Origin of the sequence: Massilia sp. TWP1-3-3, from assembly GCF_049897805.1 — a bacterium.
Lineage (GTDB): Bacteria > Pseudomonadota > Gammaproteobacteria > Burkholderiales > Burkholderiaceae_D > Telluria_A.
Genome location: NZ_JAFCWX010000030.1, coordinates 1 through 24,793 on the forward strand (window position 1 = coordinate 1; position 24,793 = coordinate 24,793).

Genomic DNA, 24,793 nt, shown 5'->3' on the forward strand with positions numbered 1-24,793 from the left:
ACAGCATGCCGAACATTGACTTCATCTTCGGTTTCTCCTGCAACGTCAAGCTGCTTGCGATGGCTGAGCCAACAAGGCTTCGTGCCTGCGATCTTTGGGCACAGGTGCAAACACAGGACGTAGTGCCAAATGCGGTGCGCCTGTTCGATGAATTCAGTTACAAGGCTGGCTCATGGCCGAGGGCCTGGCGCGTGCTATTGAAGGCGGAGGTCATGGCGCCTGGCGAAAACACGCGTTTCATCGTAACGTCGCTCCCTGGACTTGATGCCGGCACGCTGTACGAAGACGTTTATTGCGCGCGTGGTCAATCCGAAAATTACATCAAGCACCTCAAGGGCGATCTGGCGTCAGACCGCACTTCCTACACGAGCTTTCTTGCCAACTGCATGCGTCTGCTTCTGCATGCCGCTGCTTATGTCCTACATCAACAGATGCGCACCGAAGCACTGCAGAATACGGAGCTGTCGCAGGCGCAACCGTCAACCGTGATCAAGAAACTGTTCAAAATTGCTGTGCAGGTCCGGCAATACAAGAATGAAATCGTTCTTCATCTACCAAGCTCGTGCGCTCTCAAACATCTCCTACAGACATTGACCGAGCGACTCTATCTGCCGACTCCGGCAAAGATCCTCAACTCGTCCTGAACAGGGCACGTCGGGTCTGCCGAGAATTGACCGCCCACCATCAACCGCTAACCCTCATGCCGCTTCATTCCTTTCCCGTTCGCTCGGGTAGGGCAGATTTCGTCCGAGACATCCGAACTACGGTCAGCGCCAAGCGATGCCGAAAAACCGTAAGCGCGATGGAGATTCATGCAACATTCGGGCTAGCCGAGGCCGGCCAGCAGTGGCGTTTCTAGCCAGAAGTGGCTATGCTGATAAAAAATCACCATAAACCAAAAGGAAACGTCATGGCCGCACCGGCTGGATGGTTGTACTGGGCGCTGTTGTCGGCCGTGTTCGCCGCGCTGACCGCCATCTTTGCCAAGATCGGCATCGAAGGCGTCGATTCCGACATGGCCACGCTGATTCGCACCGGCATTATCCTGATTGTCCTGTCCGCCTTCATTGCCTATGCGCGCAAATGGAGCAATCCCCTGGATCTGTCGCCCAGGACCTGGCTGTTCCTGGGCCTGTCGGGGCTGGCGACGGGCGCCTCCTGGGTCTGCTATTTCCGCGCGCTCAAGCTGGGCGAAGCGTCCAAGGTGGCCCCCGTCGACAAGCTGAGCCTGGTGCTGGTGGCCGTGTTTGCGTTTGCCTTTTTAGGCGAGCGTCCGTCGCTGCGCGAATGGCTGGGCATTGCGCTGGTGGCCGGTGGCGTGCTGCTGCTCGCGTGGAAACGCTGAGCAACGCTGAACAACGCGGAACAACGCGGAACATTGGCGCAAGCTGCGCCGCACCGGCAGCATTTCGCGCCGCTTGCACGCGTTTTGGCGCATGGCACTGGCGCACCAGCGCTACGCCGCTCACCATGTGACCTCTCATCCATACGCGAGTTCCCATGAATACTACCGATAAAATGTTGCTGCTGTGGGGCCCCAGCGCTGTGCTGATCATCGCCCTGGTCGAGGCTATTGTGCTGTCGCGCCGCGCGCGCTACGACTGGCGCGCGGCCGGCGTTTCGGCGCTCGATCTGGTGGTGCGCCTTGGCGTCGGCTTCCTGCTGCCGCTGTCGATCGCGACGCCCTTGATCCGCTGGGCCGTGGCGCACCGCTTCGCCACCATCGAACTGAACGGCGCCGCCACGCTGCTGCTGCTGTTGTTCCTCGGCCAGGAGTTCTGCTATTACTGGTTTCATCGCAGCGCGCACAGGGTGCGCTGGTTCTGGCTGAATCACTCGGTCCACCATTCCCCCAATCAATTGAACCTGTCGGCCGCCTTTCGCATCGGCCCGTTCGGCAAGCTGTCCGGCACCGCGCTGTTCTTCGTGCCGCTGATGTGGATTGGCTTTGACGTGCGCGCCGTCTTCACCCTGCTCATGCTCAACTTGCTGTACCAGTTCTGGATCCACGCGACCTGGATTCCCAAATTGGGCTGGCTGGAGGGTATTGTCAATACACCGTCAGCCCATCGCGTGCACCACGCCGCCAACGTGGAATATCTGGACGCCAATTTCGGCGGCGTGCTAATGGTGTTCGACCGCCTGTTCGGCACCTATGTCAAGGAGCGCGACGATCTGCCGTGCCGCTACGGCCTGGTGCAGCCGATCACCAGCTACAACCCCTTGATCGTCGAGTTTTCAGGCTGGGCCAGCCTGGTGCGCGATCTGTCAAGCTCGCGCAGCGTGGGCGCCGTGGCCGGCCACCTGTTCATGCCGCCGGGCTGGGCGCCCAACGGCCAGGGCAGCACAACGGCCCAGCTGCGCGCCCGCCATATCGATATCGATACCGATACCGATACCGATACCTATGCCGATGCCGATGCCGCCGGCGCCTGAGCCGATGGCGCTGCGCTCGCCGCTGATGGACTGGCTGTGGCGCGAGCTGCGCATCGGCATCCCGGTGCCGATCCTGTGCGCGGTTTTTTTCAGCGCCTTGTTCAACGAACCTTTCTTGACGACGCTGGTGCATGCGTTTTGCATTGGCCTGCTGATCCAGTTCCTGATCGAGGGGGGCCGCTACGGCATGTCGTGGCTGCTGCGCCGCTTCAATCCCGCCCATGTCGACGCCCGCAACCACTGGCCCGGCTGGCGCCTGATGGGGCCGTGGGTGGTAATCGCATCGGTGGCGGCTTACTTTCCCGGCCATCTCAGTGCCGACTTACTGCTTGGCATCGACCATGGCCAGGGCCGCCTGTTCCCCCATCCGCGCGCGTTGCGCCTGATCCTGGGCACGGTCATTGCCATATCGGGCTGCTGCGTCTACGTTCTCTACATGCGCGCACGCATCGCCATCCTCGACGCGCGCGCGCAACTGGCCATGCGCAGCGCCGCCGAAAACCAGCTCAAGCTGCTCGAGTCGCAGCTCGAACCGCATATGCTGTTCAACACCCTGGCCAACTTGCGCGTGCTGATCGGCATCGATCCACCGCAGGCGCAAGCCATGCTCGACCACTTGAGCGCCTTTCTGCGCGCCATGCTCGACGCTTCGCGCACCGGCTCCCATGCGCTGGGGGCCGAATTTGCGCGCACTGCAGATTACCTCGAGCTGATGCAAGTGCGCATGGGCGAGCGGCTGCAAAGCACGCTCGAGCTGCCCCCTGACCTTGCCGCCCTTCCAGTGCCGCCGCTACTGCTGCAACCCTTGGTCGAAAACGCAATCAAGCATGGCCTGGAACCGCAGGTCAGCAATGGCTTGATCCACGTTGGGGCCCGCCGCGACGGCGCCACGCTGGTGCTCACCGTGCGCGACAATGGCGTGGGGCTGGGCGGACAGGCGGGCGAGGGCAGCCGCTTTGGCCTGCAGCAGGTGCGCGAACGGCTCGCAGCGCTGTACGGCGCGGCGGCCTCGCTGCAATTGCACTCCCCACCCGAAGGCGGCGCGCTCGCCATCGTGCGCCTTCCCATTAAACCTGAAACAATGACAGCATCCGCACAACCTTGAACATCGCCACCGCCCTGATTGCCGAAGACGAACCCATGCTGGCCGCCAACCTGCAGGCTGAACTCGCCCGCGCCTGGCCGCAGTTGCACATCGCGGCCAATGTGCGCCATGGCGAAGCTGCGCTCGCGCGCGCGCTGGCCCTGCAGCCGGACGTGCTGTTCCTGGACATTCGCATGCCCGGCATGTCCGGCCTGGATGCGGCCCAAGCCCTGGCCGACGCCTGGCCGGCGGCCAAGCCGTTCCCGCTGCTGGTGTTCGTCACGGCCTACGACCAGTACGCGGTGCAAGCGTTCGAGCGCGCCGCCGTCGACTACGTATTAAAACCGGTGCTGCCGGCGCGCTTGCAAGATACCTGCCGGCGCTTGCAGGCGGCGCTGGCGCAACGTGCGCTGTGCGCCGCGCCCGCGCTCGACAGCGTGGTCGGCCAATTGCGCGCGCTGCTAGGCGAAGCGGCGCCGGCTGCGCCCGCCGCGCCTGCCGCGCCACTCTTGCGGGTGCTGCAGGTCAGTTCGGGCAACGCCATCACCATGGTGCCGATCGACGACGTGATCTACTTCGAGGTGGCCGACAAGTACATCCGCGTCATCACCGCCACGCAGGAACACCTGATCCGCGTGTCGCTGCGCGAGCTGCTGGCCCAGCTCGACCAGCAGCGTTTCTGGCAGATTCACCGCGGCACGGTGGTGCGCCGCGACGCCATCGCCAGCGCCGTGCGCGACGAAGCCGGCAAGCTGACGCTGCTGCTGCGCGGGCACCGGGACAAGCTGGGAGTAAGCCGCTTGTACGCGCCCCTGTTCAAGGGAATGTAGGTGGCGCCGGCGTCAAAGGCGCGGCGCAGCAGTCGGCAAGCAGCGCGCGCAGCCAGCGATGGGCCTGGTCGGCATCGAGCCTTGGATGCCACAGCAGCGAGACCGTCATGTCGGGCAGATCGACAGGCAAGGCAAAGCTGTGCATCCCATCGCGCAGCATGCCCGTATGGCGCGCCGGGACGGTAGCGACCAGGTCCGAGCCGCGCGCCAGCGCCAGCGCGCTGGAAAAGCCGCCCACGGTGGCCACCACGTCGCGCGCCAGGCCAAGGGCCGCCAGGGCCGCGTCGACGGCGCCCTTGTACTGGCCGCCCATGGACAGGCCCACGTGCCTGCCTTGCGCATAGCGCGCCGCGCTTAATTTCCCCTGGCACAGCGGGTGTCCCGCCCGCACCACGCCGATGAAGCGGTCGCTAAACAAGGCGCGGGTGCGCATGTGCGCTTCTGTCGTGTTGTCGATCACGCCCGTTTCGAGGTCAGCGGCGCCGTCGCGCAGGGCGGCGCCGTCCTTGTCCGGTTTTTGCACGAAACGCAGGTGCACGCCCGGCGCCTGTTCGCCAACGCGCTCGATCAGGGCGGGCCCGAAGTTTTCGGCAAAGCCATCGCGCGTGCGCAGCGTGAACGTGCGCACCAGTTGCCGCAAATCGAGCCTGGCCTCGGGGCGCAGCACCACCTTGGCCTCCTGCACCAGCTCGCTGACCTGCACCCGCAGTGCGAGCGCGCGCGGCGTGAGCACCATCGCGCGCCCCACGCGCACCAGCAGCGGGTCGCCCGTGCTCTCGCGCAGGCGCGCCAGCGCGCGGCTCATCGCGGACGGGCTCAGCCGCAAACGCCTGGCGGCGCCGGCGACGCTGCCTTCGGCGAGCACGGCGTCGAGCGTGATCAGTTGATTCAAGTCTGGCGTGGACATGGCGCCATTCTAGCGCGTTCGGCGTTTGACATGGCGTCCGCTGCACGTATCAAGTGTAAACGCTGCGTCTTCCGCTATGCCAAATGGGGGCGCATCATGTCTTCTCGCTCAACGAAAGGGACCATCATGAATCGCCCCGCCACCATTGACTTGCCCGCCGCCAACGGCGCCCTTGCCAGCTTGTCGCTGTGCGCACTGTTTGCTGCGCTTGGCGTAAGCTGCGCCAACGTCGCCTTGCCCACGCTCGCGCAAGCTTTTGACGCCTCGTTCCAGCAAGTCCAGTGGGTCGTGATCGCCTACTTGCTGGCCATGACAACGCTGATCGTCAGCGTCGCTCGCCTGGGCGACGTCGCCGGGCGCCGGCGCCTGCTGCTCGCGGGCATCGCGCTGTTCGCGGCGGCGTCCCTTGTTGTCGGCGTCGCGCCCACGCTATGGGTACTGATTGCCACCAGGGCAGGGCAAGGCCTGGGCGCGGCGATCATGATGGCGCTGACCATGGCCCTGGTGGGCGCAACGGTACCGCAGACACGCACCGGCATCGCGATGGGACTGCTTGGCGCCATGTCGGCTGCCGGCACAGCGCTCGGCCCCTCGCTAGGTGGCGTGCTGATCGGCACTCTGGGCTGGCGCGCCATCTTCCTCGTGAACCTGGCGCTGGCCCTGCTGACGCTGGCGTTGGCCGGCCGCTATCTGCCGCCCGACCGGCCCGACCCGGCCGGCGTCAAATTGCCTGTCGACGTTGCGGGCACGCTGCTGCTGGTCCTGGCGCTGGGCGCCTATGCGCTCGGCATGACGCTGGGACGCGGCACTTTCGGCCCGCTGAACGCGGCCTTGCTGCTGGCGGCGGCCTGCACCCTTGTGCTGTTTGTGCTGGCCGAGGGCAGGGCGGCCTCGCCTATGATTGCCCTGTCGATGTTGCGCGACAGGGCGCTGAGCGCCAGCCTGGCGGGCGGCGCGCTGGTATCGACGGTCATGATGGCCACGCTGGTGGTCGGGCCGTTTTATCTGTCGCGCGCGTTGGCACTCGATGCCGCGGCCGTGGGCCTGGTGATGGCGGTCGGCCCGGTTGCCGCCGCGCTGGCCGGCGTCCCCGCCGGGCGTCTGGCGGACCGGTTCGGCGCCGCGCGCATCGCCGTCGCCGGCCTTGCCGCCGGCTCGGTGGCGCTCTCGCTCATGCCGGCAAAGTTCGGCGTGCCCGGCTACCTGGGCGCCAGCGCCAGCATGACCGTCAGTTATGCGCTGTTCCAGACGGCCAACAACACGGCCGTGATGGCCAGCGCGTCGCCGCAACAGCGCGGCGTACTGTCCGGCCTGCTCAATTTGTCGCGCAATCTCGGCTTGATCACGGGCGCCAGCGTGATGGGCGCGCTGTTCGCCATCGGCGCGGCGTCGCCCAGCCTGCTGACCGCCCAGCCGGGCGCAATGGCGGCCGGCATGCGGCTCACGTTCGGCGTTGCTGCATTCCTGATCGTGCTTGCGCTGTCGATCAGTTGGGCCGGGCGGCGCGGACAAGTGGCACGCTGACAATTAGGCCGCATGGCATGCCAAGTTGCGCGAAAGCGGGCAAAAACCGGGCGTCAGGGGGCCGGGTATTGCGCTAACATGTCCGCTTCGTACAAAGCACCTCGAAAACACTATGGTTGACTTCAAGAAAAAAGATGCATCCCGTCCGGAAGCGGACACGCGCAGCCGGCGCATGCCATGGTCGCTGGGCAGCCGCTCCTATGGGAAATCGACCACCAAGGCTGCCGACTATATCCAGAGCAAGGAAAAGTTATCCGGGCTGATCGACCAGGCCAGCCTCAAGGCCACCGGCAGGCAGGGCAAGCTGAAAGATGTGTGGAGTTCGCTGCTGGCGTTTTTCAGGCTCGTGCGCGCCTACGGCAACGGATCGTACCGGCAGGTAGCGCCGCGCTCGCTGCTGATGATCGTCGCTTCCCTGGTCTACTTTGTCAGCCCGATCGACCTGATTCCCGACTTTATCTTCGGCATTGGCCTGATCGATGACGCCACCGTGCTGGCCTGGACGATCAAAGCGTGCGCGTCGGACCTGGCGGCATTCATCAACTGGGAAAAGTCGCGCGCGGCGCGCAAACCGCGCAGCTGATGCAACGTTGACAAAACGGTCAATACAAAATAGGAACACCGAGAGGAAAACAGGCATGCCATTCATGCCGCCGTGGCTGCCGCCAGAAGCGGCCGTCACTACCATCTGAGCCTGGCATGTCCGACAGCGAAAGGAGCCGCGCGGTGGTGGGACGTGACCGTTTCCCTGGTTGTTGGGCACAACGGTGAAGTGACCAGGATTTTATCGACCTCGCGCGACATCACCGAAGCGCGTTTTGCCAATGAAAAGGTACGCGCCAGCGAAGAACGGTTCCGTTCGCTCGTAACTGCGACGGCAGCGATCGTCTGGAGCACGTCCGGCACCGGAAAATTCGATGTCGAGCAGGCAGGCTGGGCCGGGTTCACGGGTCAACTGTTCGCATCGATGAAATACTTTGGCTGGCTCGAGGCGGTGCATCCGGACGACCGCGACCAAACCACCACTTCCTGGAATGCGGCTATTGCCTCGGGCGTGATGTACGAAACCGAGCACCGTTTGCGCCGTGCGGACGGCCAGTTCCGGCACATGAGCGTGCGCGCCATCCCGATCAGGGCGACGGACGACAATATCATCGAGTGGGTGGGCGTACACGCCGATATTCATGAGCTCAAGACGGCGCAATCGGTTCATCGGGACACGGAAGAACGTGTTCGCCTTGCAACCGAATCGGCCAAGCTGGGCTTGTGGGTATGGTATCCCGGCACCGACCGCGTCGTGTGGGAAAACACGCGCCCATACGACATCTTTGGCATTGCAGTGGACGCGCCACCGGTGGGCGCCCGGCAGTTCCTGACCGACTTCATTCACCCGGACTACATCGCCGAGTTTGGCCACGCCATCGCCAGCACGATCGAAACGGGCGCCCATTTCAACTTCGCGTGCCGCATCAAACGGGCCGACGGCGAACTACGCTGGGTCGAGTTTTTTGGCAACCGGCAGCCGCACGTGAATGGCGGGCCGATGCGTATTATCGGTACCGTGGCCGATATTACTGCCAGCAAGGATCGGGAGGAAGAACTGCGCTGCCTGGCAGCCAACCTGTCCGAGGCGGACCGCCGCAAAACCGAATTCCTGGCAACCCTGGCGCATGAATTGCGCAATCCGCTCGCCCCGATCCGTCACGGCTTGCAATTGCTGCGCATGCAAACGGAAAACGTCGACACCTTCAACCAGGTGCGCGACATGCTCGACCGCCAAGTCAATCAGATGGTGCACCTGGTCAACGATCTGCTCGATATTGCTCGCATTACCAACGGGAAGGTAGAGCTGCGAAAGCAGCACGCGCGTGTTGGCGATCTGGTGAAGATGGCCGTCGAGACCAGCCTGCCGCTCATCAGTTCCTTGGCGCACCGCCTGATCGTCGCCGTTCCCGATGAAGTGATCCACGTCTACGTTGATCCCGGCCGCGTTTCCCAGGTCATCAGCAACTTGCTCAACAACGCGGCCAAATACACCCCCAAAGGCGGCGTAATTGAAGTGAACGTCACGCGTGACGGGCACGACGTGGTAATTGCCGTGACCGATAACGGTATCGGCATCGCGCCCGAATCGATTGACGCAATCTTTGGCCTGTTTCGCCAGGTCGGGCATGACTTCGAACGCTCCCAGGGCGGCTTGGGGATTGGACTGTCACTGGTGCGACAGCTCGTCGAATTACACGGCGGAACCGCCTCGGCGACCAGCGCCGGCAAGGGCGCGGGCAGTACCTTTACGGTGCGGCTGGGATTGGCGGGCGACGTGCCGGCGCCGGCGCCGCTGGAGCCGAGTGTGACCGAGGCGCTTGCAGCACGCAAGCTGAAAATTATGGTGGCCGACGACAATGTCGATGCAGCCGAAATTCTTTCACTGCTGCTGGAGGTTTCCGGCCACGTTACGGCAGTGGTGCATAATGGCCATGCCGCGTTGAACCTCGCGCGTGACTTCCTTCCCGATGTCGCCTTGCTCGACATTGGCATGCCCGGCATGAATGGCTACGAAGTAGCCAAGGCGCTGCGCCAGATACCACCGCTGGCCAACATGACGCTCGTCGCGCTGACCGGATGGGGCGGCGAGCAAGACCGGGCCCTGTCGCGAGAAGCCGGCTTTGACCGGCACCTGATCAAGCCGGTCGACATGCAGGTCATCGACAGCTTATTGGCCGACGTCATCGCTGCGCGCCAGTCCGGATGAGGCGAGCGTTCAGCCTTCCTGGTGCCGGATCGCCTCGATCACAATGGACAACGCCCGTGACGACTGGCGCCGGCTCGGATAGTAAGCGTGCAGACCGGGGAACTTGGGGCACCACTGTTGCATCACGCTGATCAAGGCGCCGCTTTGCACATGCTCGGCGACCAGATCCTCGGTGACGAAGGCCAGGCCCGCGCCGGAAAGTGCCGCATTGACCATATGGTAGCCGCTGGTGAACATGGCTTGGCCGCGCGTGCGGACCTGGATCGCTTGTCCCTCATGCTGCAGCTCCCACGCATAAATGCCGCCGCTGCTGGCTAAGCGCAGCGTGATGCAATTTTGCTTCATCAACTCTTGCGCCGTGGTGGGGACCGCATGCCACTTGAAGTAGCCAGGGGAGGCGACGATCACGGTCGGCACGTCTGGCGTCAAGCGCACCGCGATCATGTCCTTTTCAACCTGGTCGCCGTAGCGCACGCCAATGTCGTAGCGCTCGGCGGCAATGTCCACCATCCGATAATCCGAATTCATTTCCAGGTGCAAGTCGGGGTAGAGCGGCAAGATTGGCGCGAGCCGCGGCCAGAGTACTTTGTCGATCACGTGATCGATGGCCGTGATCCGGACCGTGCCGGCGGGCTTGCCGCTAGCGTCGCTGATGGCGGCGATTTCAGCGTCGATTTCCTCCAGCCGGGGCGCGACGTTTTGCAGCAGGCGTTCGCCGGCCTCGGTTGGCGACACGCTGCGGGTGGTGCGCGTGAGCAGCCGCACACCGAGCCGTTCTTCGAGCGCGCGGATGATATGGCTGAGCGCCGATTGAGTCATGCCCAGCTTGGCGGCGGCGCGGGTGAAGCTGCGTTCGCGCGCCACGGCAATAAAGACAAGGATATCGTTGATGTTGTCGCGCGCCATGTCACCCACCCGAGCATAAAAGGATTCATGATACATGACGTGCAGTATATAAAGCCAAACTCCATTCATGACGCCCCGTCATTAGGCCATGCAATGCGCACCCGGTTTTGCCCCCCGCGCACGCGCTAACATGTTGCCTGTTCATCCGGGCCGACATCATGCCTAGTTCACTCCTGCAAGGGGCTGCAAGCCGTAACGGCCGAAATTTCCGGAATCAACTCAATTTCGTTCGTAGTACATTTCATTGTTGACCATACAACGCGACAAGCCCCATCCTGATCGGCCCGCCGACATTAGCAATGCGAAAAAACCAAAATATCTACACGTCTGTTCGCAAAAAGGGCCATACTGCAAGAAAAAGCAACTGATGCAACCGCATCACACACGCTTGCAGTTTTCGGTATTTCATACTTGCAACTGCTCCGCCAATAGCAACTCACATTCACTTCCCAAGTCATGGCGCTCCCTTATGGAAAACCAACCGGTCAGTTGGGTGATTAATTGTTACTCCGAGGAAGTAAAGCGGGGGCAAGACGCGTCGTGCACCGTTGAAACTATCGTGGCGGCATGGGAGGGTATAGACTCTGTCATGCGGCGAATAATCGGCAAGGGCGGCTTCAATGCGCTTTTTTTTCAAAGCATCGAAGTTACTGGGCAATCGTATCCTTGGCTTGCAACGCTTTCGCAAGACGGTCACCCTGATATGGATTTAATGGCTCTTCGCGCACTCCTCTTAAAACAGGACACGATTGACTTCGCAGCGGCAAGCGATGCTTTACTGTCATCATTTTTGAACAGGCTTGTGGACTTGATTGGCCTTTCGCTTACTGAACGGCTACTTCGGCCGGTACTAGACCCGCTACTAACAGTCAAGTTATGAAGGACACTTCGCTATGCGTACAAAAGTAAAAATCAAACGCCTTTTGACTGGTGTGCCGGGACTGGATGAATTGCTTGGTGGGGGGTTGCCTGAACTTTCCTTCAACCTGATTGCCGGTGAACCGGGATGCGGTAAGACAACGCTTGCCCACCAAATGATGTTTTCGTTGGCTACGACTGAACGTTCAGCTCTGTTTTTAACGATTTTAGGTGAGCCTCCGCTTAAAATGCTGCGTTATCAGCAGCAGTTCGATTTTTTCGATGATGATGCCATTAATAGCTCTGTTCGATTCGTCAATCTTTCTGATGAAACGCTGACTGGTGACCTCGATCTCGTGCTCGCTCGGATCATCGAGGAGGTCAAGAATCACAAGCCGGCTTTTGTTTTTGTAGACTCATTCCGCTCGGTAGTGCGGGCTGCAGCCCAGAACGATAACGTCCGAAATCAGTTAGAGCATTTCGTGCAGCAACTCGGAATGACGATGACAAGTTGGCAAGCAACCACCTTTTTAATCGGTGAATACGCGGAACCTGGCGATGTCAATCCGATATTTACGGTTGCGGACGGTTTAATCTGGCTGCGTCAGAGCAATCATGTTAATTCAATGGTACGTAAGGTTGAGATTGTGAAAATGCGTGGGCAGGCAACGATACCTGGCCAGCATTCGTTTCGCATCAATGAAGAAGGTATCAAAATTTTCGCGCCAGTGCGCATTTCAGAGATCGTGGATGAGATTGAATTGAGTCCTCGCCTGCTCTTTGGTATTGCGCGATTGGACGATATGCTGGGCGGCGGCCTACCACAGGGCTTCTCGCTACTGATCGCAGGGCCATCGGGTTCTGGAAAAAGTGTTTTGGCAGCGGCGTTTCTCGCTGAGGGCGCTCGAGTCGGAGAAACCGGTGTCATAGCAGCTTTCGAGCAACGTCCCGCTAAAAAATCGCGAAATCCTATTTTGGCGAAACTGGTCAATGATGGCTCTGTGACTGTGATAAATACGAGCAGTCCCGATCTTTCTGTCGATGAAATAATCGTCTTGTTGGTCAATGCAATTCGCCAGACCAAGGCGACGCGCGTTCTAATTGATTCACTCTCCGGTTTTGAACTTGCGTTGGCGCCGACTTTTCGAGAAGATTTTCGCGAATCGATGCTGCGTTTAGTGACAACGTTAGCGGATGCGCAGGTAACTGTCGTGATGACATGTGAACTTGAAGACCGCTATTCAGATTTGCGTTTTAGCCCGTACGGCACTGCATTTTTGACAGACGCCATTATCGTACAGCGGTACATTGAGGTCGAGAGCCGTTTGCGACGGCTGATGGCCGTTGTGAAAGTGCGTGCCAGCGAGCATTCTGATGAATTACGGGAATACACCATCGACAAAAATGGTGTTCAAATTGGTGACATGCTTATCGACCAAGAGGGATTGCTTGGTGGTAGACCGACAAAGAAACGCGAGGCAACGCCGTCGAGAAAAGTTTCAAAGTCTACAACTCGTACGTAAGCGTTCTACGGTGACACAAGTGCTACTTCGCGGGGGAGCTTACGTCATGTTCGATAACTACTTATTGCTCGAAAATTCATGAATAGCGAGCGTCAACTGGAGCTTGTCGAAGCCAACGAAAAATTGGTGATGGCCATGTTGCAGGCCCATTCTGAGCGCGACGCCAGCGAAAAAAGGTTGCGCGATATAACGTTCTCGGCCGGGCTTGACGCGCTGACAGGGTTGTCAAGCCGTGTTCTCCTCCTTGATCGGTTTCAACACGCAATTGTAAACGCAAAACGCCGGGGAGAACGACTAGCGCTTCTTTTTCTCGGCTTGGACAAATTCAAGCATATCAACGACACATTTGGACATGCAACAGGCGACCAGGTATTAAAGATCGCCGCGCGTTGCTTCACCGCTGCCAGCCGCAAGGCGGATACGGTCTGCAGGTACGGAGGTGCCGAATTTGTGATTCTTCTTGAAGAGATATCCGAAGTTTCGGACGTAGTCGCTGTCGTAGAACAGATTATTTCATCCCTTCGTGCACCGCACCGAGTTGGCACCTATGCCATTCGCCTCACAGCGAGCATTGGTATTAGTTTATACCCGGACAACGGAGATGAAGCAGAAATGCTTATCGCACTGGCCGAAAAAGCAATGTGTGCAGCCAAGCGTATTGGAAACGGCAGGTTCTTTTTTTGTGGGAAAACAATTTCGCACGAGATTCTGGGAACACACCTCGTACCACCGCTAATGCCACATAAAAATTTGTTGGCAGAAAAAGACCGACGAGAAAAGCTTCGCAGAAGTGCCGATGAACAGTTGGCCAATTCCACGCTAACTGCGCAGGAACTGCGGGCCGGCGCCGATCAGGCGCTGCGTCGGCAAACTGAGTTTCTAGCATTATTCGCGCATGAGTTGCGCAATCCTCTCAGTTCACTTCGCAACGTCTTGTCAGTGTTAAAGCAGGCACCGCCGGAAGCCGCAATCGGAATGAAAGTTCAGGATATCATTGACAGGCAAGTGGTTCACATGTCAACGCTGTTGGACGACGTTCTCGACATGTCGCGCATATCGACTGGAAAATTGCGTCTTAAGCGAACGCTTGTAGACATCTTAGAAGTGATTGCACAAGTCGTCGAAACAACTCATGCTTCTATCGACGAGCGTCGCCAGATACTATGTTGCGATCTGCCTGATTTTCCAGTGGAGATATTCGCAGACCCGACTCGCTTAAATCAAATTTTTGGAAATCTGCTTGATAACGCGTCGAAATATACCCCTAAGGATAAAACGATTGAATTGACAGTCGAGATAAACGAGACGTCGGTTATTGTAGAGATAACAGACACTGGAATTGGTATCACAGCTGAGGCATTGCCGAACGTTTTTAAATTGTTTGTTCAGGATTCTCACGCCACGCGCTTTGATGGCAAAGGGCTTGGTATCGGTTTGGCTCTTGTGAAGGAGCTAGTCGAAGCGCATGGCGGCAGCGTAACCGCAAATAGCGACGGAAGAGGACTTGGCAGCCAGTTTAGAGTCACTTTGCCGAGGCAGTTGGGAGTTAGTTGCAATAGTCAAATTGCCGACAAGGCTTTGTCGCGTTCCGAAAAAATCGAATTTTCCAAAAGAGAGTTGTAAGCCGGAACCGCTGGAAATTCCGACTTTTCAAACTTTAAATTAATAGAAAACTCACTTGGGGCTCTTTGTACTAGCGCTCAATTCCGCGAGCAGGATTGCAAGCGGCCCCCTTTGGCGCCCCTGCGTGGCTTACCGAAACGTGTAATTCGCGCTTGCGTACAGGCGCCGTCCGCGCGGATCGGTATTGCTTGGGTCGTAACCCGACAAAAAGTAATACGCCTGGTTCGAGTAGGGCGGCGCGCGGTCGAACACGTTTTGGACGCCGGCGCGCAGCTTGAGCATGCTGCTTGGCGCGTAAGCGAGCGACATGTCCCACAGCGCATAAGCGCGCACGCGGTTGGGCGCCACCACGCTGCCGTCGTCAGTATTGATGGCCGAATTCTGGTCGGTATAGGCCGACGAAAACGTGTTCGACAGGCTGGCCGACAGCGCGCCCCGTTCCCAGTCCGCGCTGACCGTGTGGCGCCAGCGCTGGACCACGCCGTCGGTGACGAACTTGCCCAGGTTGCTGATAAAGGCGTCGCCGGGGCCGGTCTGGATCTTGGAAGAGAGCGCGTAGGTGCCGTTCAGGCGGGCGCCAAAGCGGCCGGCGGCGGTGTCGATGCGGTGCAGGTCGAGCACCACATCGATGCCGCTGGCCACCTGGGCCCCGCGATTCTCCTTGTGCAGCTCGATGTAGTCGATGTAACCGTCTTCGTCGCGATGCACCAGGTTGCCGTACTTGGCCAGGTTGCCCAAAATGACGTCGTCGCCAATCTCGCTGATCAAGTCGGTGCGCTTGATGTGCCAGTAGTCCAGGCTGGCGTTCCAGTGCTTGCCCGGCTCGATCAAAAGCCCGGCCGAATACTGGCTGCTGCGTTCCGGCTTCAGGTTCGGATTGCTGTAGCGGCGCGTATCCCAGTTGTCGGCGCAGTCGGCGTAGTTGTTCTCAACCGTTGCGCAATACACCGGGTCGGGCAGGGTGGCGGTGGCGCTGTAGACGGTCGGACGGTGCAGTTCGGACATCGACGGCGCCCGAAAGCCGCGCCCGGCCGAGGCGCGCAGCATCACGGATTTGTTGGGTGTAAAGGCCAGTCCCAGTTTTGGACTGAGCGCGCCGCCCACCTGCTGGTAGTGGTCGTACCTGGCCGACAACTGGCCCTGCCAGCGCTTGCTGAACGGGGCCAGAATCTCGCCAAACAGCGCGCCAACCCGGCGCCGGTCGCTGGTGGCCTTGCCGCCTTCGGGGGCGCCGTCATTGTTGATGTTGTCGCTCATCAGCAGGGCCGACGGCGTAAAGTCGGTGCGCTCGCGCCGCACTTCGCCGCCCACCGCCACGCCCAGTTCGCCGCCTGGCAGTGTGGCCAAGGCGCGGGTGGCCTTGAAGTCGAGCGTGTCCATGGTGCCGCGCGCGCGGCGCACCACATCGTTGACCTGGATACTGTCCAGCAGCGCCACGCCTTGCGCACTGGACGGGCCAAACGGATTGACCAGGCCATCGGCAACGCCTTGCAGCAGCCGGTCGTACAAGACGTAACCGTGGGTATCCTTGTCCTTGACGGTGTTGACGCTGTGGTTGTAGCCGACGTCCACATCCCAGCCGGCGGCGCTGGCAGTCAAACCCACCACGTAGCGCTGGCTCTCGCTGGTCAGTTCGCTGGTGCGCCGGCCCGCGTCCGACAGGCGCATGCGCAGTTCGAGTTCGCCCGGAGTGTCGTCGTCGAGCTGGTCCAGTCCGGTGTTAGCCAGCGCCGGCACCTTTCGGTAATCGATGTAGCCGGTCACCCGCGCCGACGAGCCGACGTAGTTGGTGCGCGAACGGCTCAGCGCCACTTCGGCGTAGGCCTGGGCTGTCGCGCCCACCTTGAGCACGCCCCGGCCGAGCAGGTTTTGCTTGGTCGATTCGGGATACAGTTCCGTGTCGCCCATGTAATTGTAGGTGCAGCCATCGACCCCGCCCGTGCCGGCGGGCAGATACAGGTTCGCCGGCGGATTGCAGGCGGGAATCGACAGGTTGATCAGCCGGTTGGTGATGGGCCGGCCGTTCAGCTCAAAGCCGGTTTCCTGCAGGTGGTCGCGCTGGGTGGACGTCAGGCGAATATTCGCCGGGCTGGTAAAGCCGGACAGCAGGTGGCCCAGGCGCTGCGCAATGTCAAGTTCGCCGACGAAGCGGCGCTGCTCCGTGCCCAGGCGCGCGATGCGCTGCACGTCGGCGATGGCAAACACATTGTAGCCATCTTGTTCCAGGTTGCCGGCGCCCAGGCTGAGCGTTGCCGCGCGCTTGCCGGCGCCGCCTTCGCGCGTGCCCATGCCGTAGGCGCTGATCTGCACGCCGCGAAAATCCTTGCGGGTGATGAAATTGATCACGCCGCCGATCGCATCCGTGCCGTACAGCGCCGAGGCGCCGTCGAGCAGCACTTCCACGCGCTGTATGGCGGCGGCAGGAATATTGTTCAAGTCAACGCCGGTATCGTCCCCAGGGGAGGCGAAGTTGGCCATGCGCCGTCCATTGAGCAGCACCAGTGTCGACGAGGTGCCAATGCCGCGCAGGTTGGCGCTGTTAAAACCGCGCTGGTCGCCGCCCACATTGATGCTGGCGCCATCGGTCAGCCCGCTCACGTTCGACGAGATGCGCGCCATCAGTTCGGCAGCGGTGGTGACGCCGGCCTTGTCGATCTGGTCGCGCGTGACGATCTGAACCGGCAACGGCGTTTCGGACGCCAGCTGCTTGATGGCAGAACCGGTGATTTCCACCCGCTGCATGGTGCTCTCGTCAGCGCTCGCGCCGGACTGGGCCCACGCGGCGCCCTGCGCGAGCAGGCCGCCCATGGCGCCCGCGCCAAGCGCCAGGCGAACGGCCCTTCCCAGGCGCGTGCGGTTAAAAGGAAAGGTAGGGCTGTGGTAAGGCTTGCTCATCGTATATTTTTCCGGGAGTGAGGGCGCTAATCGCCTGGCATTTTTGCATAAGAATATTGCAAGATTGTATCTTTACTTATGTTCGCTCGGCAAACATTATCGACCGGCCAGCCATGCCGAGCCTTCCAATGCAATGCAAAAAAAATCGGGTTCAATCTGGCGCCTCTCCTCGCATCGCATTGCCATGGGCCAAGTTGGCCAACCTGGACTACTGAAAGCCACCAATTCTGGCCGCGACCGTAAGCTTTTAGCGACGCCCTCAAATTAGTTGCGCATTCGCAAACTAAGTCAGCTAGCATCTTTGCCATCCCACATGCTGATCAAGGAGAAACTTCATGCCAAAAAACCGGGCTGCAGTCGTATTCATACATGGTCTGTCCAAAAAACCTTCTCCCGCGGAATTAAAACGGATCTGGCTGTTGGGTCTGGAACGCGATAACCCGATGCCGTCCGCGTTCCCCGCGCCCAACCGCGGCGTCAAGCTCGGCAGCAATGGCGTTTCCACCAGCTTTTGCTATTACGCGGACGTGTTTTACGGCGACGACTACGAACAAGACTTCCACGCCTATTACGAACACGCCTCCGCGCAAAGCGAACTGGCCGTCGACGGTCTGGCCGAGGCCGACCCATTGTTCAAGAGCGCCAGCGGCGTCACGCCGCGCGAACAGGCCTTCTTGCAAGCCTTCGAAGCCCGGCTGGAAGCCAATCTGCACCTGAACGACCCGGCCGACGCCGCCCTCATCGCCAGCGGCGCCGCCGGGTACGAAGTGGCCGGCTTCCTGCCGCGCGCGGTGCGCCAGGCCGTCATCAAAAAAGCGGCGATGGAGGCTTATTACTATTTGTTCGACAAACAATACACGCGCCCCGACGGCGCCACCTTCCAGGTCCGCAGCGCCTTGCGCAACAAGCTGCTGCAAACGCTGGCGGCGGCCAGCGCCGAAGCGGAAAAAGTGATCCTGGTGTCGCACAGCATGGGAACCATGCTCGCCTACGACGTGCTGCGCAACTGCCCCGATTGCGTGCCGGTGGACACCTTGATCACCGCCGGCTCGCCGCTGGGCATTCGCGAAGTGCAGGATGAACTGATCGCCGTCGACGCCAAGCGGATCGACTTCCCCGACCAGAAACTGACGCACTGGATCAACATTTACGATCCGCTCGACCCGATTTGCGGCGCCGATCCGCGCTTTGCCAACGATTTCCTGGCCGTCAATGGCAAAGCGGTCACCGATATCCGCGAACCGAACTGGGGCAGCTGGCGCCACACCATCACGCACTATTTGGCGGGTTCAAAAATGCGCGCGGCAATCGCCGAGGCAGCCGGCATCAGCCGGGATTGAGCATGACGCCCCAGTTGCTGGTAACGTCGATCCTGACGGGGCATTGCCCGGACGTGCCCGTATGGGATTTGAGCAAGGCAGTGCGCACCATCGCCGACGGGATTGCAACCGAACCGGGCCGCTACGACGCCACCGGCGCCTGGAAGGCATGCAACGCCTTGAACCGCGAACGGCATTTCGCCCTCACGCTGCACATCGGCCAGGCGTGGTTTGCCTGCCGCGACTTTTCTGCGCTGCTGGCCAAGCATTATGCGCAAGCGCTGATCGAGCTGTCGCACTTGCAGCAGGCCGATGCGTTACTGGACCAGGCCATCGAGGCCGTGCAGCGCACTGCCGGCGCGCGCACGGTGCATGTGGAAGTGGCCGAATGCCGGGGGCAAAAGGCGCGCATCTGCAAGCAGGCGTACGTCGACGATGGCGATCCGGCGCGCCTGGTGCAAGCGTTTGACGCCTACCATCATGCCTACCTCGACAACCGCCTGACCAACTACTGGCACGGGGTGAACGCGCTTGCCTTGCTGGCGCGCGCCGAGCGCATCGGCATGACGGGCCTGGCGCCAGTTTCCTCGCGCGAGCTGGCCCGCCAACTGCTGTCCGACATGCAGCAGCGAGCCGTGGACAGCCCATGGAAAATGGCCAGCATGGCTGAAGTCTGCCTTGCCCTAGACGAACCGGACCATGCGGAACTGTGGCTCTACCGCCTGTTGCACGCCCCCCAGTGCAAGCCGTTCATGCTGGAGAGCCTGGCGCGCCAGTTGCGCGAGATCTGGGACGCCCGCGCGCTCGACGGCGGCGTGCAAGCGCAAGACCGGCTGGCCTCGATCATTGCCAGGCACCAGATGGCGCGCCTGTCCTTGCTGTCGCTCACGCCACCCGCCTCGCGCGCCGAGCAAAACGAACTCGAACGCAATTTTCAGGGAACGGGCGCGTTTTCCATCGACACCATCAAGCAAATTTTAAGCGCCTGCGCCTCGATCGGCTGCGTGTGCAACAGCCATGGCGTGCGCCTGGGCACCGGCTTTCTGCTCGATGGCGCCGCGCTGGGGCTGGGCGGCGCCGGCCCGGTCTTTGTCACCAATGCGCACGTGCTCAGCGATACCGTCCCGGGAGCAATCCGCCCAAGCGACGCGCTCGTCACGTTCGAGCTGGACTATCCTGCCGATGGCAAGCCGGTCTTTCACAAAATTGCCGAGATCCTGTTGACGTCGCCGCCCGGCCCCTTGGGCCAGCCAAGCCAGGCGGAGGGCTTGCTGGACGTGAGCGTGGCGCGCCTGGAACAGGCAACCGGCCATGGCGTGCTGCAAGTGAGCGCGCTCTTGCCGATCGTCGACGGCCAGGCCAAGGCCTACGTCATCGGCCATCCGCGCGGCAGCGGCCTGCAGATCGCCGTGCATGACAGTGAACTGCTGGCCGTCGACGACGCCAACCGCCTCGTGCATTACCGCACGCCGACCGATCCTGGCAGCTCCGGCAGCCCGGTATTTAATGAAAACTGGCGCCTCATCGCGCTGCATCATGGCGGTTCGTCCACGATGCCCAGGTTCCGCCCGGCCGGCACTGTGTACCAGGCCAACGAAGGCGTGACGATCCAGGCGATTCGCGCCGGCATTCGCCTGGCAAGCCTTGGTGCGGCAATGGCCGGTCCCGATGCCGCTTGAGCGCGCCGCGCCGCAAGCGGGCAAGGAGCGCAAGGAGCACAAGGAGCAACTCAGTTACTGCGCCTTTCTCAGCTACAGCCACGCCGACCACAAGCTGGCAAAAGCGCTGAGCCATGCACTGGAGCGCTATCAGCTGCCGGCCGGCGTGACGCCCGATGCCGACCTGTGCGTGCGGCCCGACCCAAGACGCATCGGCCGCGTGTTTCGCGATGAGGACGAATTGTCGGCCGGTGGCCAAATTTCCGAGGTGTTGACCGAGGCGCTGGCTAATTCAGCCCACCTGATCGTGCTGTGCAGCCCGCATGCCGCGCGTTCAGTCTGGGTCGACAAGGAGGTCAAGGCGTTTCGCCGCTTGCGCCCCGATGGCAAGATCTTGCCCGTCCTCGTCGGCGCACACGCCGCGTCCAGCGCCGAGGTGGCGCAATGGTTCGCGCCGGCGTTGCTCGATACTGGCGCCGCCGACGGCGACGGTCCGCTCGCGCCCGACGTGGCAAAGCATGGCTTGCGCACGGCAACGCTGCGCCTGATGGCGGCCTTGCTGCCGGGGCTGGACTACGACGACCTGGTCAACCGCGATGGTTTGCGCACGCGCCGGCGGCGCCAATTCTCCGCCGGCGGCGCTGCCGTGCTGCTGACGCTGTTTTCCACGCTGGCCTGGCTCGCCATCAGTGCCGCCAAAGAGGCGCAGCACGAAACGCGGGTGGCGCAGCAACGCGCATCCGAACAGATGGCGCTGCTGTCCCAGCAGGCACTCAAGGATGGCGCCGTGTCGCTGGCGGCGCGCATGGCCTTGCACGCGCTGCCGTCGGCCACCCAGGACAGGCCGCTGGTATGGCAGGCCGAAGTGGCGCTCAACAACGCCAACCAGCGCCTCACTGAAAGCTTGCACCTGTCCACGGGCAAGAGCGACACGCTGCTGGCGGTTCCGCGTCTGGATAAGCCGCAAGAGCTGTTGACGGTCAATGGTGCGGGCGAATTTGTGCGCTGGAATCTGGCCGGGGACAAGGCCGTGCCGGTTCTGTCAAGGTTAAAGCACGAAGGCAAGGCGGCGCTGCTGGAAGCGCGTCTGGTAGCCGGGCTCAACGGCGTTTTGGCCAGCGACAAGGCGGGCAATCTGTACTGGTGGGACATCGCTGCCAACACGCCGTCGAGAAGAAAAATAGCAGACGAGATCCGCAGCATCTCGCCCGACAGCAGCGGCCACCAGGCCGTGGTGTTGACTGCAGTGGGCAAGGCGCCCATGCCGACGGCAACGCTGGTGGCGCTCCCCAGCCTGGCCACGGAGCGCAACTTGCCAATCCCGGCCGGAATCGTGCCCCAGTTCGTGCACTTGAGCGCCCGGCAGGGTCGATTGAGCCTGGTTGGCAACGATGCGGGAGTCAACCATTACTTCACCTGGATCAGTGACCTGCAAGGCAAGGTGCGGCATCGCTTTCCCGATGCCGTCGAGATGGCGGTCAACAGTTTCATCTCGGAAGACGGCGACAAATTGTTCGTGTTCGATGCCGACGGCCAGGTCACGGTGTCGCAGGTGGCAAGCGGGCGCACGCTGTTCAAGAAAAACGTCGCGGAGATGCCTTACGGCGCCGGTTACGACGCGCGCCACAACTTGCTGGCCGTGGGCACGGACCAGGGCAAGATCTACGTCTGCGACCTGGACACCGGCCACACGCGCCAGATCGGCAATGATAATCCCGGCGCGCTGTTTGCGCTCAGCTTTAATGCGGACGCCAGCACGGTGTACGGCGCGGCGGTGCAGGGCAAAGTGGGTGCGTGGCGGGTGCACCCGCCCAACGCGCCAGCCATACTGCAGACCGACCCTTTTCACCGCATGACACTGGACTTGACGGGCGCCACAGTGCAGGTTGGCGTGGGTGCGGCGGGCGCGCCGTCGGTGCCGAACGTGGTCGGCACCGCGGACAACTGGACGCGGGCGCCCGCGTACAGCAACACAATGCAGCTCTCGGACGACGGCAGATTCCTGGCCATCGGATCGTCCGAAGGCCATGTCAGCGTGTTCGATGCCTCTGCCGGTGTTGCGCGCCTGATGGCAGGCGCGTGGCTGGGCGCATCCGATGTGATCCATATGCGCTTCGATGCACGCCGGCAGCGCCTGGTCGTCGGGCTGGACAATGGCGATGTGTATGGCTGGCACTTGGCGACCGCACAAGCGCCGATAAAATTGTTTCACGGCCCGGGACGGCCGGTCGGCATCGTTCCAGGCAGACACGGCTTGCTGGCAGGGTTTGCCGACGGGACCATCGTCTCTTTGGGCGACGAACCAGCGACGGCGCCTTTCATCGCGACCGGCAGGGCACTGTCCGCCTTGTCGGGCAGCGCCGACGGCGCCACCGTGCTTGCCGCTGACGAGCGCGGCGATGGCGCCCTGTATGCGACCGACAATGGAAAACTCATGCGGCGCCTGGTCGAACCTGACCGGGTCTATTCGGACCAAGGAATCCATGCTCAGGCGCTGCTGCGCCTTGATGGCGCCCAAGCCCTGATCATGGGAAGGGACGCTCGCTTGCGGCGATGGGACGCGCGCTCCGGCACGCTGCTGTCGAGTTTGTTGATCGATAAAGACGCCGCGCTCGGCCCGCTGGCATTCGGCCCGGGCGGACAGTTCGCTTACATCGAACGTGGGGTGGCTCACCTCGTCGATGCGCAGGGCCGCGCCGGCATCATCAGCGACAGTTACCTGATCGACCGGCTGCAAGTTGGCGCAGACGGCGAGAGCGTGTTCACCGTATCGCACGACGGCATGGTGCGGCAATGGGCCGGCGCCGGCCCCAGGCCGTATGCCTACACCGACCTGCGAGCCGAGCATGGTGCGAACATGCGCGGCAACGCACTGCTGGCCCATCCGGACAGAAAACGTTTTTTCGTCGTCAGCGGGGGCAGGGCATTCATGCTCCCGGTGCTGCCCCAGGGAGCCGCCCTGCGCGCGGCGGTACGCCAGCAATTGCCCGCAGCCGGGCGCGAGTTAAGCCGCGCCGATCTGGCGCGCTACCACGTGCAGCCGGACGCGCTGTTGCTGGGCGCGCCGGCCCCGGGCCGCATGGCCGCGATCGGCCACTGGCTGGCGGCGCGCCTCGGCGGCGAACACAAAAATTGAATTTTTCAGCTTGACAGCTCAGCATGGGAGAACGTGATGGCCGATGACCAACGCAAGGTGTGTTTCGTGGTGATGGGTTTTGGTAAAAAGACGGATTACGAATCAGGGCGCACGCTCGACATGGATGCCACCTACGAGGCCATCATCCGGCCGGCGGTGGTGGCGGCCGGCATGCGCTGCATCCGGGCCGATGAGATCACGCACTCCGGCCTGATCGACATGCCCATGTACGATATGCTGCTGCGCTCGGAACTGGTGATTGCCGATATTTCGACAGGCAATGTGAATGCGGTCTATGAGCTCGGCGTTCGGCACGCGCTCAGGCCGCACTCGACCATCATCATCAAGGAGTCGGCCGGCAGGCTCTCGTTCGACCTCAATCACGTCAGTACGCTGCACTATGAACACCTCGGCGCCGACATTGGCCACCGCGAAGCGCTGCGCGTGCGCCTGGCCCTGGGAAAGCTGATCGACGCCGTCATGGCCGAACACAAGGCCGACAGCCCGGTCTATACCTTTTTGCCAAGACTGCGCCAGCCCCGGTTAAACGACGACAAGTATGAAGCCTTGCTGAGCCAGGCTGAAACCATGCATGGGCAGTTGAGCGGGCACTTGAGCGCGGGCAACCAGGCCTTGCGCGCCAGCCGGTTTGGCGAGGCGGCCAACGCGTTCGCCGCCGCCGAACAGCTGAAACCGGGAGATCCGTCGATCGTGCAAAAACTGGCGCTAGCCACCTACAAGTCCCAGTTGCCATCGTCCGGCGCGGCATTATCGGCGGGCATTGCCGTGATCGCCGCGCTCGACCCCGACGGCTCGAACGATCCTGAAACGCTGGGAATTGCCGGCGCCATGCACAAACAGCGCTGGCAGCTGCAGCATGACCGGGCGGACCTGGAGACGGCCATTCGTTACTACGGCCGGGGGATCGTATTAAGGCGCGATTACTACAACGGCGAAAACCTTGCCACCTGTTATGATTTTCGCTCTGGCATCCAGAGCGATGCCGCGCAAAGCATGTATGACAGCATGTCGGCCACCAAGGTCCGGCAGGAATTGATCGAACAATTGACTGCGGCCATGGCGGCGCCGTCGTTTGAAGAGCGTTCGGACCGCAAGTGGATGCACGCGACGCTGGCCAATTGTTATTTCGCGCTGGGCCGCATCGACGAAGGCGCGCAACAGGAACACGCCTTTGTCCAGCAAGCGCCGGAACAATGGGAACGCGATTCCTTTGCTGCGGGCAAACAAGCGGCCTTGCATAGTGCCGCACGCACGACTGAGTAAATCGGTGCAGGCTCGGGCCCGTGGCGCCGGCCCGAGCGGGACGCACCCCAAGCCCGTT

At 61.7% G+C, this 24,793-nt stretch carries 18 protein-coding genes; 15 read left to right on the forward strand and 3 right to left on the reverse strand.

The features are described 5' to 3' along the window. From ACP7D4_RS22645 to ACP7D4_RS22665, 5 genes are all read left to right on the forward strand, one after another. Positions 1-644, forward strand: a 644-nt coding sequence (locus tag ACP7D4_RS22645) for a transposase (protein WP_426211441.1), incomplete at its 5' end; no start/stop codon positions are given. A 266-nt stretch (positions 645-910) separates the two neighbouring features. After that, positions 911-1,345 (forward strand): EamA family transporter, encoded by a 435-nt coding sequence (locus ACP7D4_RS22650; protein ID WP_426106128.1) that lies wholly within the window; start codon positions 911-913, stop codon positions 1,343-1,345. A 155-nt stretch (positions 1,346-1,500) separates the two neighbouring features. Then, the gene (locus ACP7D4_RS22655) at positions 1,501-2,436 is read left to right on the forward strand and encodes a sterol desaturase family protein (protein ID WP_426211442.1); all 936 of its coding nucleotides are present in this window, start codon (positions 1,501-1,503) and stop codon (positions 2,434-2,436) included. Continuing rightward, the gene (locus tag ACP7D4_RS22660) at positions 2,408-3,541 is read left to right on the forward strand and encodes a sensor histidine kinase (RefSeq protein WP_426211444.1); all 1,134 of its coding nucleotides are present in this window, start codon (positions 2,408-2,410) and stop codon (positions 3,539-3,541) included. Before ACP7D4_RS22655 ends, ACP7D4_RS22660 begins: the two co-directional genes overlap by 29 nt. Continuing rightward, positions 3,538-4,350, forward strand: coding sequence for a LytR/AlgR family response regulator transcription factor (locus tag ACP7D4_RS22665; protein WP_426211446.1), 813 nt, complete (start codon positions 3,538-3,540; stop codon positions 4,348-4,350). Before ACP7D4_RS22660 ends, ACP7D4_RS22665 begins: the two co-directional genes overlap by 4 nt. On the opposite strand, the gene ACP7D4_RS22670 is transcribed toward ACP7D4_RS22665, so the two are convergent. Further along, positions 4,337-5,257 carry a LysR family transcriptional regulator gene (locus tag ACP7D4_RS22670; RefSeq protein WP_426211447.1) on the reverse strand — a complete coding sequence of 307 codons (921 nt, stop codon included), beginning with the start codon at positions 5,255-5,257 and terminating at the stop codon, positions 4,337-4,339. The two genes, ACP7D4_RS22665 and ACP7D4_RS22670, sit on opposite strands and share 14 nt — an antisense overlap. Positions 5,258-5,383: 126 nt before the next feature. Between ACP7D4_RS22670 and ACP7D4_RS22675 the strand changes: the two genes are divergently transcribed. From ACP7D4_RS22675 to ACP7D4_RS22685, 3 genes are all read left to right on the forward strand, one after another. Then, entirely contained in the window at positions 5,384-6,781 is a 1,398-nt protein-coding gene (locus ACP7D4_RS22675; RefSeq protein ID WP_426211449.1) for an MFS transporter, read from the forward strand. Between the two features lie 112 nt (positions 6,782-6,893). Then, the gene (locus ACP7D4_RS22680) at positions 6,894-7,364 is read left to right on the forward strand and encodes a YkvA family protein (protein WP_426211451.1); all 471 of its coding nucleotides are present in this window, start codon (positions 6,894-6,896) and stop codon (positions 7,362-7,364) included. Between the two features lie 153 nt (positions 7,365-7,517). Then, the gene (locus ACP7D4_RS22685) at positions 7,518-9,533 is read left to right on the forward strand and encodes a hybrid sensor histidine kinase/response regulator (protein WP_426211453.1); all 2,016 of its coding nucleotides are present in this window, start codon (positions 7,518-7,520) and stop codon (positions 9,531-9,533) included. 9 nt (positions 9,534-9,542) lie between these two features. Here the strand turns inward: ACP7D4_RS22685 and ACP7D4_RS22690 are convergent, their stop codons facing one another. Further along, entirely contained in the window at positions 9,543-10,439 is an 897-nt protein-coding gene (locus ACP7D4_RS22690; RefSeq protein WP_426106119.1) for a LysR family transcriptional regulator, read from the reverse strand. A 469-nt stretch (positions 10,440-10,908) separates the two neighbouring features. Here ACP7D4_RS22690 and ACP7D4_RS22695 point away from each other — a divergent pair, with 469 nt between their 5' ends. The 3 genes from ACP7D4_RS22695 to ACP7D4_RS22705 all read left to right on the forward strand — a co-directional run bounded on the left by ACP7D4_RS22695 (position 10,909) and on the right by ACP7D4_RS22705 (position 14,443). After that, positions 10,909-11,319, forward strand: a complete 411-nt coding sequence (locus ACP7D4_RS22695) for a hypothetical protein (protein ID WP_426106610.1) — start codon at positions 10,909-10,911, stop codon at positions 11,317-11,319. Between the two features lie 13 nt (positions 11,320-11,332). Beyond that, complete coding sequence (locus ACP7D4_RS22700) at positions 11,333-12,820, forward strand: RAD55 family ATPase (RefSeq protein ID WP_426106611.1); 1,488 nt, start codon at positions 11,333-11,335, stop codon at positions 12,818-12,820. A gap of 78 nt (positions 12,821-12,898) precedes the next feature. Next, positions 12,899-14,443, forward strand: coding sequence for a diguanylate cyclase domain-containing protein (locus ACP7D4_RS22705; RefSeq protein ID WP_426106613.1), 1,545 nt, complete (start codon positions 12,899-12,901; stop codon positions 14,441-14,443). Between the two features lie 129 nt (positions 14,444-14,572). Here ACP7D4_RS22705 and ACP7D4_RS22710 read toward each other — a convergent pair whose 3' ends face one another. Next, positions 14,573-17,338 (reverse strand): TonB-dependent receptor, encoded by a 2,766-nt coding sequence (locus ACP7D4_RS22710; protein ID WP_426211454.1) that lies wholly within the window; start codon positions 17,336-17,338, stop codon positions 14,573-14,575. A gap of 419 nt (positions 17,339-17,757) precedes the next feature. Here ACP7D4_RS22710 and ACP7D4_RS22715 point away from each other — a divergent pair, with 419 nt between their 5' ends. From ACP7D4_RS22715 to ACP7D4_RS22730, 4 genes are read left to right on the forward strand one after another with little or no spacing between them, the layout of a single operon-like run. Continuing rightward, entirely contained in the window at positions 17,758-18,678 is a 921-nt protein-coding gene (locus tag ACP7D4_RS22715) for a hypothetical protein (RefSeq protein ID WP_426211455.1), read from the forward strand. Between the two features lie 2 nt (positions 18,679-18,680). Beyond that, on the forward strand, positions 18,681-20,336 hold the full coding sequence (locus tag ACP7D4_RS22720) for a serine protease (RefSeq protein ID WP_426211456.1): 1,656 nt from the start codon (positions 18,681-18,683) through the stop codon (positions 20,334-20,336). After that, a complete protein-coding gene (locus ACP7D4_RS22725) occupies positions 20,326-23,451 on the forward strand; it encodes a TIR domain-containing protein (protein ID WP_426211458.1) in 3,126 nt (1,041 codons plus the stop codon). The genes ACP7D4_RS22720 and ACP7D4_RS22725 overlap by 11 nt, the downstream gene beginning before the upstream one ends. 36 nt (positions 23,452-23,487) lie before the next feature. After that, complete coding sequence (locus ACP7D4_RS22730) at positions 23,488-24,735, forward strand: tetratricopeptide repeat-containing protein (RefSeq protein WP_426211460.1); 1,248 nt, start codon at positions 23,488-23,490, stop codon at positions 24,733-24,735. The last annotated feature ends 58 nt before the right edge of the window (positions 24,736-24,793 follow it).

What these genes read in the sequence shown, in the direction of transcription:
- ACP7D4_RS22650 (WP_426106128.1), top strand. Translation starts at nt 911, where the DNA reads ATGGCCGCACCGGCTGGATGGTTGTACTGGGCGCTGTTGTCGGCCGTG.
- ACP7D4_RS22655 (WP_426211442.1), top strand. Translation starts at nt 1,501, where the DNA reads ATGAATACTACCGATAAAATGTTGCTGCTGTGGGGCCCCAGCGCTGTG.
- ACP7D4_RS22660 (WP_426211444.1), top strand. Translation starts at nt 2,408, where the DNA reads ATGCCGATGCCGATGCCGCCGGCGCCTGAGCCGATGGCGCTGCGCTCG.
- ACP7D4_RS22670 (WP_426211447.1), bottom strand. Translation starts at nt 5,257, where the DNA reads ATGTCCACGCCAGACTTGAATCAACTGATCACGCTCGACGCCGTGCTC.
- ACP7D4_RS22675 (WP_426211449.1), top strand. Translation starts at nt 5,384, where the DNA reads ATGAATCGCCCCGCCACCATTGACTTGCCCGCCGCCAACGGCGCCCTT.
- ACP7D4_RS22680 (WP_426211451.1), top strand. Translation starts at nt 6,894, where the DNA reads ATGGTTGACTTCAAGAAAAAAGATGCATCCCGTCCGGAAGCGGACACG.
- ACP7D4_RS22690 (WP_426106119.1), bottom strand. Translation starts at nt 10,439, where the DNA reads ATGGCGCGCGACAACATCAACGATATCCTTGTCTTTATTGCCGTGGCG.
- ACP7D4_RS22695 (WP_426106610.1), top strand. Translation starts at nt 10,909, where the DNA reads ATGGAAAACCAACCGGTCAGTTGGGTGATTAATTGTTACTCCGAGGAA.
- ACP7D4_RS22700 (WP_426106611.1), top strand. Translation starts at nt 11,333, where the DNA reads ATGCGTACAAAAGTAAAAATCAAACGCCTTTTGACTGGTGTGCCGGGA.
- ACP7D4_RS22705 (WP_426106613.1), top strand. Translation starts at nt 12,899, where the DNA reads ATGAATAGCGAGCGTCAACTGGAGCTTGTCGAAGCCAACGAAAAATTG.
- ACP7D4_RS22710 (WP_426211454.1), bottom strand. Translation starts at nt 17,338, where the DNA reads ATGAGCAAGCCTTACCACAGCCCTACCTTTCCTTTTAACCGCACGCGC.
- ACP7D4_RS22720 (WP_426211456.1), top strand. Translation starts at nt 18,681, where the DNA reads ATGACGCCCCAGTTGCTGGTAACGTCGATCCTGACGGGGCATTGCCCG.
- ACP7D4_RS22725 (WP_426211458.1), top strand. Translation starts at nt 20,326, where the DNA reads ATGCCGCTTGAGCGCGCCGCGCCGCAAGCGGGCAAGGAGCGCAAGGAG.
- ACP7D4_RS22730 (WP_426211460.1), top strand. Translation starts at nt 23,488, where the DNA reads ATGGCCGATGACCAACGCAAGGTGTGTTTCGTGGTGATGGGTTTTGGT.